Raw genomic sequence first — 12,147 nt, 5'->3', positions numbered from 1 at the left:
AAACCTAGACGGCTTTTAAACTATGAGCTGGCAAGCACCCATAGATTCCATGACCCCAATAACGTAGCGTTTGCTGAGACTGGCTATCCATCAATGGAATGATCGTGTTGTCCACGGTTGTCCAGTGTTAGGCGGATAGCTCTATTCCATCAGGCGACGACCTTTGCCAGCAGTGGACGCACAGACAAAGGCAGAAGTGGCAGCTTTAGAACAGCTCTTTGAACGGTCTGCTGAATCAGTCTTGTGGTGGAGGCAAGAAGCAGGAAGCAGGAGGGAATAGTAGTGCGAGCGAGACGCTCGCTATTAAATTATTAATTATCTCCTATCTCTAATCCTCTGCAAATCTTGCCAAAATTCCTCCCGCGTTACAGAATCAAGGATTTCTCCTCTTTCCTGAGTATAGTTACCATTTCCCCATCCCATTTGTTGCAAAAAGCGAATCGTATCGACTTGTCCCAAATGGCTAACCAAAATCTGATAACCCTTTTCTCTTAACTCCAATGGTGTCATAATTAACTTCTCCTTTTACTTAGGATTGCCATAAATTCATCAACCAAATAACAGGGTTGCTTACTGCTACTTTTAAAGCCTCTTGATGTCGGATAGCATTTTTTAGCAGGCGATCATCAGTAGAGAGAAATATGTCAGCCTGAGCCGCCTCCGCACAAGCTAGATGAAACGAATCATAAAGTCCAAAACCTAACCCCTCCAATTGTTGCGATCGCAGGTCAATATTTTCGTTAATTTACTGCGTCACTGTTGCTAATTCTAAGAGTTCTAATATATAGGCTTTTTTGTCCAGATTACGCATTTTTTCCCGTGATTAATTTTATGGCTAAATATCTAATCCTATCACCCTAAATTCCGGCAAATACTCCACCGTAAACTGATAAGATAACTCCTGAGAGGCAAGGGAAGGCAGAGCCAGTAACCATTCCAACACACCAAATTCACCAACTTGAACTTGGGGATTAGCATCAGTGAGCCGAACTTTCAGTTGGGAATGACAACTCACCGGCAGTTGTTCCATCACCTTAACTTGTGCATCTTGCTCCCGTAAATTCGCAACAGTTAACCGATAAGCATAAGTAGCCACTTCCCGCTGCTGACTCCCAATCAGCTTCTTATCCATCTGTCGTTCTACTAAATACCGCTCAATTTTCAGCCCATCGTCCACACCCAAATCGATTTGAAAATCCTGACCTGGGGCAATATTCTGGATTTCGGTTGTGCCAATAAACGTATTATCGCGAAAGATGGTAATCTGTCCCGGTAATAAAGTAACGCCATTCAACGGATTGGTAACCGTTGCTTTCAGGTAAGCAAAGTTAAGTTGGCGCGACATCGCCACATATTCAGCCCTACAGGGATAATCATCTCTGTAGAAAATAGAAACCTTATGGCTCACCCCATCACTAGGAATCGTGGCTTGACTATCGAGGGTAAAAGTAACAATACCCTTTTGTCCCGGACGTTCCCAGAGTTCCTTTTCGACTCTCAACCGCTCTAACTCTTCATCTATCTTCGGTTCGGGTTCTGGCGCTATCCCAGGAAAGGGCATATTCACCAAGGTGGGGCGAGGTGAGTTATGCTCCTTTGGGTTTGTGGTTGCCCGATTTGCCAAGGCGCTAGGCTGTTGCAAATCGATATACCAGGGTGTAATCGGGGGAATTTCCCGCCCAACTCCGGGCTGGGCGGTGGAAAGGGTAAGGGCTACACCTAACCAATCTTCACCCGTGTTTTGAGTAATTTGAGCCAAGTAACTAAGGCTAACGGCTTGGAGGTTATCTTGCCAATGTAAATCATAGACGGGTTGCCAACTTACCCCTGTAACTTTGTAAGAAACTTCGATGGCTAATTCCCCCGAACCCGATGGTTCTAGGGTGACAATGATATTAAAGCTGTCATGAATCTGGGGGGTAGAGAGCTGCTGAAACTGCCCTCGCACCGCCTGTAACTGAGTGTTAAGCTGTTTTTGCTCGTGATCCTGTTGCGCGATCGCACTAGATAAATCATGCCATCGTTCTCCCACAAAATCCAGCAATTCCCCAATTTGAGTCAAGTTTAAAGGCTCAGGGTTTTGGGATTTTGTCAAGCGCTCCAGATACTGATTCCCTAAATTTTTGATAAAATTCCGCTGTAGATTCAGCAACGTCAGCACATCTTGTCCCTGACGTTTTTGCTCTTCTAACTGACTAATTTCCTCAGAAAGTTGGCTAACTTTTGGGTGAGTCGCTTCACGAGTACTGCTTTGTTCCGTTCGCACCTCTAATAATCGCCCACCGACACAACCTGTACTCGACACCTGAACGGATTCGCTTAAAATCGTTATGGGTAAATTAGTAATGACCAGTTCCCGTTCCTCACCCGTTAGCTGTACAACGCCCCGGCGCTTAACTAGCGCCTGGTCATCATACACTGTAACGTTACAAATCTCGGTATCTACCGTCTTATTCATCCGTTCTTTTTCCTCAAATCAAGCCCCCTGCAATCATTTCGGCGCTTGAATACAGACCAAAAAATTAATTAAACGTCAAAATCCTTGGTGTTCAAGGAGCCTGATTTTTGACGTTTTAGCTACACCTGATTTCTCCTCATTCCCAGCCTGTCAATCAGGACATTGCCCAGAAAGTGAGCCATTGCGAGCAGCCAATCTCTCCTGCACGAATGCCGAAAGAGCTACGGTGAGGTATCTAAAAAACGATAATCTTTCCCTACTCCCAGACGCGCCATGGCACGTCTCTACATTAGCTCGCAACCAAAAACGTTTCGGTTCACTGAAATTCGTTTTACCTGTTCAGAGGAGGGATTCCCGCTAAATCGAGAATCTGGGGAATTAAATCTTCTCGCTTAATTACCATAATATGGACACCCTGACACAGTTGTTTCGCGAGTTGGATTTGCTCAGCGGCAATTTTCATCCCTTCTTGCAGTGGATCGACGGCGGCTGCCAGTCGATCAATAATAGACTGGGGAATGTTGACACCGGGAACGTATTTATTGAGAAATTGAGCATTTTTCGCCGATTTAATCAAAAATATCCCAGCTAAAATCGGCTTATCGGTGTCAGCCGCAATCTTATCCATAAACATTTCCAGCCGATGGAAATCAGCAATCAGTTGGCTCTGGAAAAACTGGGCACCCGCTTCTAGTTTACGCTCAAATCGACGCTGTAATCCAGACCAACTTTTTAACTGAGGGTCAACGGCTGCTCCAGCAAACAAGTCTGTATTTCCATCAGACAATGGTTTATCATTGGCATCGAAACCGCGATTGAGTTTACTGATTAGCTGGAGCAAACGTACTGATTCTAGATCAAAAACTGGCTTGGCGTCAGGATGATCACCGACTTTTACTGGATCGCCAGTAAGGGCAAGAATGTTACGAATACCCAATGCTTGCGCCCCCATAAGATCCGCCTGCAATCCCAGTCGATTGCGATCGCGGCAAGCCATCTGACAGATGGGTTCAATTCCATTTTGCTGTAAAATAGCGGCGGCTGCCAAGGAAGACATCCGCAGGACAGCCCTAGACCCATCCGTAATATTAACAGCATGAACACGCTGTTTAAGCGGTTTTGCCATGTCAAGCATGTGAATTGGATCACCTCCCTTGGGGGGGGTAACCTCAGCCGTAATTAAGAATTCCCCTGATTTAACGGCGTCGCGAAACGAGGGTTTAGTAAGGTTTGTCATTCGTCATTTGTCATTCGTCATTTGTAATCCTTGTGCTCCCCCAGCTAAGAGACGTACCATGCTACGTCTCTACAAGGGTGTAGAATACCCCATAGCCGCCTTGACTCTGGATAGGGTTGAGAGAGCGATCGCTTCAGCTTTCTCGCGCCCTTGGCGTAACACCGACTCTAGATAGCCTTTATCTTCCATCACAGCTTGATAGTTTTGCTGAATCGGTTTGAGGGCTTCAATGGTTGCTTCACTCAACACCGCTTTGAACTGTCCCCACCCCATATCCTGACATTCGGCGGCGACAGCTTCCTTGGTTTTCCCCGAAAGCAGGGTATAAAGGGTGAGCAAGTTATTACACTCTGGACGTTCTGGATTGTCAAATTCTAGACCCTTAATTGGATCAGTTTTACAGCGCTTAATTTTCTTTTGAATCTCCTCTGGAGTATCCAGTAGATTAATCCGACTCATTTCGGATGGGTCAGATTTGGACATTTTCTTTGTACCATCGGTGAGACTCATCACCCGCGCTCCTTCTTTACCGATCAAGGGTTCAGGCAGTTTCAACACCGGCTTTTTTTTGCTGCCATACTGGTCATTAATCCGAATTACAATATCACGAGTGAGTTCGATATGTTGCTTTTGGTCTTCTCCCACGGGTACTAAATCCGCATCATAGAGCAAAATATCCGCTGCCATCAGCACAGGGTAGTCTAGTAAACCCGTACTGACATTTTCTCCCTGCTTCAGAGCCTTTTCTTTAAACTGAATCATGCGTTCGAGCCAATTGATTGGCGTGATGCAATTAAACAGCCAGGTGAGTTCACAGTGGGCGGGGATGTGAGATTGGACAAAAATGGTTGCATCGTTTAAATCTACCCCACAAGCTAGATATAACGCCGCGATCGTATAGGTATCTGCGGCTAAAGTTGCTGGATTATGGGGAACCGTAATCGCATGTAAATCGACGACGCAAAAGAAATTTTCATACTGACTCTGAGCTTCTACCCAATTACGGATTGCTCCGAGATAGTTACCCAGGTGAAGATTGCCAGTTGGTTGAACTCCAGAGAGAACGCGCTTTTTGCCCATTGATATTGGTTAAGGATTTGGAAGAGCAAAGGTGGCGAGAGTCCCAGGCTTGTACCCGCTTTCGTGTCAAGCACTGGAGGAATCGCCGTGAAACGGTGCAGATTTTTGGCAGGAATCTACAAAACCGTCTCCCCTCAGGGGTAAGGCAAGCTGGATTCCGCTAACCTACGCTAACACCAATGAGGGGACGCCTGATAATTCTTTGATGATCTGCTCTATCAATTTTGCCATTACCTTGGTCGTTATGGCAGAAGAATCGTGCTTTTTTTGTTAATTGTAGGGTTTTTGGTATGATTACTATGAACTTAATCTAACTAAAATTCTAGCCGTACAAAGGTATGGACATTTGTATTGTTCAAGTGGGGCTGGACGTGTCCTCACTATAAAACGCCGTAGAGTGAAGTGAAGTAACTCGCCGGAAGTTCTGATCGTCTTAATTTAAGGCATCAGTTGCCTAGGCTGTCTCAAGGGATCAGCGCTAGGTACGTTAGGTAAGTTTTAAAGGAGCAATTCCTGGGGTTGACGATTAGAGGCGGTTTCGACGTAGAAACGGATCAACCCCTGGAGGAAAATGCAAGCTCCAGTTGTTGTGCAAATGGCAAGCACGGCTGATAATTCAATTGGTGATAATTTTCTTAAATTTTGACTGAACGGCTCATGGCTAAAATTCAATTTATTAGAGGCATTGACGAAGAAGTTGTACCTGATGTGCGCCTGACTCGCTCTCGTGATGGCAGCAATGGTACGGCAACCTTTTATTTTGATAATCCCAAGGCGCTTAATGGCAACTATGGTGAAGAAATAACAGGTATATTCCTGATGGATGAAGAAGGGGAGCTGGTTAGCCGTGAGGTTAAAGGCAAATTTGTCAATGGACAGCCGACGGCATTAGAAGCAATTGTGATTATGAAATCGACAGAAGAATGGGAGCGCTTTATGCGTTTCATGGAGCGCTATGCTGAGGAGAATGGTTTAGGATTTAGTAAGTCTTGATTCTCCCACGGCTCAATGGATGAGTAACTCAATGGTATTCTTGTGGGCATTGAACCTGTAGCTCTCAATTCTTTGTGATCTACGGGGCTTTAGTCTCAGATTTCAGATTAAATATCCCCTTGCATACGCCTAAACACCGCCGATATGACTCATCAGCCTCATCCCGATACAGGCTCAAGCTCGATTGCTTGTGCTGTGGTGACAGTCAGCGATACGCGATCGCACGAATCAGATCGCAGTGGTTCCCTGATCCAGCAATTGCTGCGTGACGCGGGTCATGCTGTTGTCGCTTACTCCATTCTTAAGGATGAACCGAACCAGATTCAGACTTATCTGCAAGTCTTGGCGAAGCGTTCGGATATTCAGGCGGTTGTGGTTAACGGGGGTACGGGGATTGCTGAGCGAGATACAACCTATGACGCCTTAGTCGGTTTGTTAGAGAAGACCTTACCAGGATTTGGTGAGGTCTTTCGTTGGCTCAGTTACCAAGAGATTGGCTCACGCGCGATCGCTTCACGGGCTGTCGCAGGAGTGTATCACCGTAAGCTGATTTTCTCCATTCCTGGTTCTACCGGAGCAGTCACCCTTGCCATGGAAAGGCTTATCTTACCAGAATTGATTCATCTGGTCACTCAGGTGGAGCCATAAAAGTTTCCGCTTAATTTGTTGGCTCAGGAGTTGACAAACCCAAAAATGTTCGTTATATTTATTAAGGTCTGAGAAATAAGCCCCCATCGTCTAGAGGCCTAGGACACCTCCCTTTCACGGAGGCGACAGGGATTCGAATTCCCTTGGGGGTATTAATAATAAGGTAGAGAAAGGTAGAGATGTTGCAGGCAACGTCTCTACTATTATTTTGGTGATTATTAAGAAAAAAAGAGAGGTCATAAAACCTCTCCTCTCTATCTCAGCAGATTTCAAAGCAGGGCAACTTAGTAGTACCCAAGACTACCACCGACTACCACCACGATTGTCACCGGGCTTATAGATAATGAAGCTCAGAACTTGGCACTGCTTAATGTTGTCAAAACCCACAACGCGGATATAATTGTCGCGATATTCAGAGCGACAAGCATCCACCTCAGCCATGACTTCTTTAGCAGAAGTGGCGTTGAACAGAGGAAGTTTCCACAATGTCCAGTAGTGCTGTGTTGGTTCAGAGCTTTCGCTAAATTCGATGGCTGGAATATAGCCCTGTTCCAAAATGTATTCAACCTGTCGGACAATTTGCTGATCGCTCAGAGGCGGCAAATAAGACAGAGTTTCAAAACGACGCTCTTTAGGTAACGTTTGCATGGGTAATTCTGTGATGGTTGTGTTTTTGACGATCTCCTTTTTAGAAAAAGGGAGATTATATGGAACTCACATTCCATAAGTAGGGGTATTTCAGCAGATGGCAGAGTACCCGCTTTAATTGCCAACTAGGTATCCGAATCAGCTGGCTGTTCGGTTGAGGCTGGGTGTTCAGAGATACTGAGTTGCGTCATTCGCTCGAGATACTGACGTCGATATTCCATATTCGACTGTTGAATGCTCGTGCGAACCATTTCTGGCAAGAAGTCTGCCACTTCCTCACTCAGATGCTGTCGCACAGTCATGATCCGAAACGCCAGTTCTTGTTTTTCCACCAAGAGTGCTTGGAGATAGGCATCTCCATCTTGAACTCCTTGGTTTGCCGAAAAAGAATGCAGCCACAGAGCCTGGGGCGGGTCAGTTTCACCCAATTGATCCAGGACAATCCTCAGTGCTTGGTAGGTCATGTAACTAGTCAGCACTTTGGCTGTATCTTTGGCAACTCGTTTTAGATCCATAGTCTGAACCCAGCCCTATAACAGTATGAAGTATCAATGATGAAGTATTAAGTTCTACACTTCATACTTCACACTTCATAAAAACTCCTTCGTTGTAGGAAACCCTGTGTCCCTTCGCTTCGCTTATCGGGCAAGCTTTAGACCAGGGAGGAACACGCGGTAGTGGTTTTAACCGCATACTTTTTTAGGGGGTGGAGGGGTATGGTTGCCCCTCCAATTGTCTCCCATTTCTGGGGTAAAGTTAGCCTCGCCAATGTTATCAGTCGGTAACTATCCAAAAGCACTGTTTCAGTGACCTTAAAACTGTTTAACTTTTTGGTTCTAGAGCAGTAGACTGGCTATCGCATCTACTGGTAGGTCTTTAACTCTTGCCGATAACGTAGTGCGCGTGACACTTAGGCTGGTAAGCATAACCTCAGCTAATTAGCTGAAGCTCCGTGTCCCTTCGCTTCGCTCGAGGGCAAGCTTTAGACCGGGGTTGCTTACCAATACATTCCTGATGGTGTGAACATGGCTATTTTCACAATTTATCGACTAAAAGTCTATATCCTAAGACAGTAGCTAGGATTCTGACTCATCCTGTTGTGACCTCGGCATAAATTGTACCGCCCATTCTGTCTGACGGAGAATACCTCTAAGCATGGCGACGTCTTCTGGGGTGAGCATGGCTCGGTAATACAGGCGTCTGAACTTTTCCATGCGGGATGTCGAGGTGTGGGGATGTAGGTAGCCAATCTCTAATAATACGGCTTCTAAGTGTTGGAAGTAAGCCTCTATTTCATCTAAGGAAGCGGTGGTATGTAGAGACGTACCATGGTGCGTCTGGGGAGTATGTAGAGACGCACCATGGTGCGTCTTACCATGGTACGTCTTACCCTGGCTCATCTGAGAAGATGGGGAGGCGAGTTGAGCCAGCTCATAACAGCAAATTGCCACAGCCTGAGCTAAGTTTAACGAGGGATACTCTGGATTGGCTGGGATACAGACAAATCGCTGGGCATAGTTGAGTTCATCATTACTTAAACCCCGATCTTCGGGTCCAAAAATCAAGGCAGAGGTGATATCATCCTCCAATAACCAGGGTAATGCCAAGCGGGGAGGCTCCAGAGTCGTCGGCAAATGACGAGTACGGGCAGTGGTTGCGATCGCGCGTTGACATCCCTGTAACGCTTCAGGTAACGTTGCCACCTGTTGGGCTGATTCTAAAACATCGACACCATGAACCGCCATCTGCCGCGCTGGTGATGCCTTCGGATTACAATGGGGATTGACAAGCCATAACTGGTGCAACCCCATATTTTTCATCACACGGGCAACTGATCCTACGTTTAAAGCACCTGCGGGTTCAACCAAGATAATTCGCACATTCGCTAATGTCATGCCTTGTCTGCGGACAGATAGTCTGCTAATTTACTGCCTTTGTTCCTATTCTCGGATAAATCGCGGCTTTTTCCCGACACAATCGCCTAAATCCCCTTCTCCAGCCCTTCTCTTCCCTGTCTTCAGGTTTATTCTACTTTAGCTTGATAAAGCATTCATCATAGAAATACAAAAATTTTATTAAGATTTAGTAAAATATCATCAATTCAACCTGTCATTTTTTGATTCTTGTCCTATTGATAGATATAGAGGGTGTAATTCCAATGCGTTAAACTAGAAACAGGAGCGGAACTTGTTGATCTCATTTTGTTGGAGAAGAATAATTCATCACCTATCGCTACACGAATCTCTCCTACCTTAAACCTGCTAAAAACGACAAAAAGACCGTAATTCGCCAAAAATTCTCGGAGATTGAATTATGCCACAACAGCTCATTGTTACCAATACAAAAAACAATGGCTCAGGTTCCTTAAGAGATGCGATTTCCTTAGCTCAATCAGGAGATACGATTAAATTCAGTTCCAGCCTTGCCGGAAAGACCATTACCCTCAGAACAGGTCAACTAGAAATTCGTCCAGGGAAAAATATAACAATTGATGGGGCTGACGCTCCAGGGCTGAGGATTAGCGGGAACAAACAATCCCGCCTATTTTTTGTTAACTCAAATCAAGATTTCAACGCCAGCCTGACCTTAAAAAACCTTAACCTGATCAACGGATATACTAAGGAACGCGGCGGCGCGATCGAGATCACTCACCAAGGCGCCTTAACGGTCGATAATGTTCAATTTAAGAACAACGTCGCTGATAACGGTGGCGGTGCAATCTACAGCGCCTGGGAAACCGAATTAACGATTAATGGCAGTACCTTTGATAAAAATAAAGCCGTTGCTGGAAATGATGAACGCGGCGCCGGTGCTATTGCCTTTGTCAGTCCCGGAAAATTCACCGTTACCAATAGTGAATTTACCAACAACCAAGGCATTAACGGTGGGGCAATTAATAGTCTCCAAGGTAAGTTAACCATTGAAAACTCCAAGTTCATCAACAACAATACCACTGCAGCATTCTATGACAAGGGAAACAAAAATCCGTCCTTAAGAGGTTACGGCGGTGCAGTTTACACGGATCGCGCCAGTAGTGGAAGTAATTTAACTTCTGGCACAATTCGGATTATCAATAGTGTCTTTGAAGGAAATAAAGGTCGGGCTGAAGGCGGTGCTGCTTATCTCTACACGGGTACGCAAGACAATGTAAGTATTCAAGGTAGCCTCTTTAAAAATAACGAAGTTTTAGCACTCCCTAATGGAGGAAATAAAGGGAACGGAGGTGCCGTTGTTCAACTCAGCAATGGACTCAACAAAGGATTAGTCGTCCGCGATACAACCTTTGCCAATAATAAAGCAGCCAATCAGGGCGGTGCTTTATGGACTTATGACGCTCCAACTAAAATTATTAACAGCACCTTTTCGGGTAATCAAACCACTGGAGATACATCAGGGAGTGTCGGTGGTGGAATGACACTCTACAGTCCCACCGAAATTACCAACTCAACCATCGCTTACAATAACGCTAGCTGGGTTGGTGGCGGTGTATCGGCTGGTAAGAATGCTAAGGTCAGCGTCAAGAATACCATCTTTTACAAGAATACAGCAGATAATGGCACAAACGATTGGGGAATTCAACAACACACGAATAAGGAATTAATTGACAAGGGTGGGAATGTTCAGTTTCCGCCGAAAGCCACAAAGAACTGGAATGATTACAATGCAACTGCCGGGATTAAAATTATCGATGCCCAACTGAATCCGTTGCAGGATAACGGTGGTTTAGTTCCGACGCATACTGTGGGGAATCCCCTGGTTAAAGTGGGGGCTTTATTGGCAAATTCCGGCTTAACTGGTGGCGGTAATGTGATTAATAATGTTCCCCTGTTAGTCACCGCTATTGCTGACCAAACGGCTGAAGTAGACGAATCCTTCAGTTTAGATATCAACAATAAGTTTAGTGACACTGATGGAAAGGATTTAACTTACTCTGCCACATTAAAAGATGGAGGCGAACTTCCTTCGTGGTTAAGTTTTGACCCAGATCAAGGTACATTCAGAGGTACACCGAATAATGGGGATGAAACCCTGAATATCTTGGTCACAGCCGATGATAGTCAAGGTGAGACAAAAAGCGATGGGTTTAAACTCGATATCGCCGCCGCACCGGTGGTTAACAATGACCCCACCTTACTCTCTCCCATTGCTGACCAAACAGCTCAAACCAAACAATTTTACAGTTTAGACATCAGTGACTATTTCACTGACCCCGATGGTGACTCCCTTACCTACTCGGCTATCGGTTTACCCAAAGGATTAAACCTGAATCCGGAAACGGGTTTAATTAGTGGCAATCCCCGCAATAAAGCCGTCGGCACGAATTCGATTACTCTCACCGCTAATGATGGTAATGGAGGAGAAATCAGTGATGTCTTTGACTTAACGGTAAATCGTGGGACAAAGAATAACGGCAATGCCAAGCCTCAACTCAGTTCCCAAAATGATTGGTTGAACAGCAATCAGTTTACTCTCAATGGGCAAAACCCGATGGTAGAGGGTAACGATAGTCTTACCTTAACAGGTGAACCAACGAATGAGTCTCCTGTCTTAGGAACTCAATTACAAGGGGAAAAAGAACTCATTGATTTACGAGGACAAACCAGTCCGGTAGAGGCGAATTTTATCGAGATTAAGAGTGAGGCTCGCTTTGATAATTCTGTCGGCTTGTACGTGATTGAAAATGAAGAGGGAGCAGTTAAAGATCCAATGACAGGTCAACTAATTCACCCAGGAAACGAAGGTTATGCCCAAGCAGCCATTGCCCAACGGGTGGTTAGCGATGTGAATCGAGGTATGGTGACGTTTAACACCCAGTTACAGGGAGGAAGTCTTCTCGCTCCTTATATTATTGCCAATGGCACGACGGAGGAATGGCTAACCGAGAATTCAACGAATCAGTACCTGGGTTATCGGGAACCCATTGCCTACTTTGCCTACTTGGGTGCGAATCCTGATAAAGTTGATCACATTCGGCTATTGGGTGATAACACCTTTGGCTTTGAGGATTTGTATAAAGGTGGTGACAATGATTTTGATGATTTAACCTTCCAGGTTGACTTAACTGTTGCCTAACTTCTGGGCT

Annotated in this window: 10 protein-coding genes and 1 tRNA gene; 4 read left to right on the top strand and 7 right to left on the bottom strand. The window is 45.4% G+C overall.

Annotated elements, in window-relative coordinates; genetic code table 11:
• Window positions 1-315: 315 nt before the first annotated feature.
• From RLO19_RS22900 to trpS, 4 genes are all read right to left on the bottom strand, one after another.
• Complete coding sequence (locus tag RLO19_RS22900) at window positions 316-510, bottom strand: hypothetical protein (RefSeq protein ID WP_446359717.1); 195 nt, start codon at window positions 508-510, stop codon at window positions 316-318.
• Between the two features lie 325 nt (window positions 511-835).
• A complete protein-coding gene (locus RLO19_RS22895) occupies window positions 836-2,458 on the bottom strand; it encodes a mucoidy inhibitor MuiA family protein (protein ID WP_446359716.1) in 1,623 nt (540 codons plus the stop codon).
• Window positions 2,459-2,789: 331 nt separating this feature from the next.
• Window positions 2,790-3,695 carry a methylenetetrahydrofolate reductase gene (locus tag RLO19_RS22890; RefSeq protein ID WP_446359715.1) on the bottom strand — a complete coding sequence of 302 codons (906 nt, stop codon included), beginning with the start codon at window positions 3,693-3,695 and terminating at the stop codon, window positions 2,790-2,792.
• A 69-nt stretch (window positions 3,696-3,764) separates the two neighbouring features.
• Window positions 3,765-4,775 carry a tryptophan--tRNA ligase gene (gene trpS / locus RLO19_RS22885; RefSeq protein WP_446359714.1) on the bottom strand — a complete coding sequence of 337 codons (1,011 nt, stop codon included), beginning with the start codon at window positions 4,773-4,775 and terminating at the stop codon, window positions 3,765-3,767.
• A 657-nt stretch (window positions 4,776-5,432) separates the two neighbouring features.
• Between trpS and psb28 the strand changes: the two genes are divergently transcribed.
• From psb28 to RLO19_RS22870, 3 genes are all read left to right on the top strand, one after another.
• Window positions 5,433-5,768, top strand: coding sequence for a photosystem II reaction center protein Psb28 (gene psb28 / locus RLO19_RS22880; protein WP_446359719.1), 336 nt, complete (start codon window positions 5,433-5,435; stop codon window positions 5,766-5,768).
• Between the two features lie 144 nt (window positions 5,769-5,912).
• Window positions 5,913-6,416: a MogA/MoaB family molybdenum cofactor biosynthesis protein gene (locus RLO19_RS22875; protein ID WP_446359713.1), complete on the top strand. Its 504-nt coding sequence runs from the start codon at window positions 5,913-5,915 to the stop codon at window positions 6,414-6,416.
• A gap of 79 nt (window positions 6,417-6,495) precedes the next feature.
• Window positions 6,496-6,568, top strand: a tRNA-Glu gene (locus RLO19_RS22870).
• A 148-nt stretch (window positions 6,569-6,716) separates the two neighbouring features.
• Here the strand turns inward: RLO19_RS22870 and RLO19_RS22865 are convergent.
• The 3 genes from RLO19_RS22865 to RLO19_RS22855 form a co-directional block, all read right to left on the bottom strand.
• A complete protein-coding gene (locus RLO19_RS22865; RefSeq protein WP_446359712.1) occupies window positions 6,717-7,064 on the bottom strand; it encodes a ribulose bisphosphate carboxylase small subunit in 348 nt (115 codons plus the stop codon).
• Window positions 7,065-7,189: 125 nt separating this feature from the next.
• Window positions 7,190-7,579: a RuBisCO chaperone RbcX gene (rcbX, locus tag RLO19_RS22860; protein WP_446359711.1), complete on the bottom strand. Its 390-nt coding sequence runs from the start codon at window positions 7,577-7,579 to the stop codon at window positions 7,190-7,192.
• A gap of 561 nt (window positions 7,580-8,140) precedes the next feature.
• Window positions 8,141-8,959, bottom strand: a complete 819-nt coding sequence (locus RLO19_RS22855; protein WP_446359710.1) for an RNA methyltransferase — start codon at window positions 8,957-8,959, stop codon at window positions 8,141-8,143.
• A 418-nt stretch (window positions 8,960-9,377) separates the two neighbouring features.
• On the opposite strand from RLO19_RS22855, the gene RLO19_RS22850 reads away from it, so the two are divergent.
• Window positions 9,378-12,137 (top strand): putative Ig domain-containing protein, encoded by a 2,760-nt coding sequence (locus RLO19_RS22850; RefSeq protein WP_446359709.1) that lies wholly within the window; start codon window positions 9,378-9,380, stop codon window positions 12,135-12,137.
• The last annotated feature ends 10 nt before the right edge of the window (window positions 12,138-12,147 follow it).

The organism is Coleofasciculus sp. G2-EDA-02 (assembly GCF_040226375.1).
Classification (GTDB): domain Bacteria; phylum Cyanobacteriota; class Cyanobacteriia; order Cyanobacteriales; family Coleofasciculaceae; genus Coleofasciculus.
This window is presented reverse-complemented; position numbering and strand designations above follow the sequence as displayed.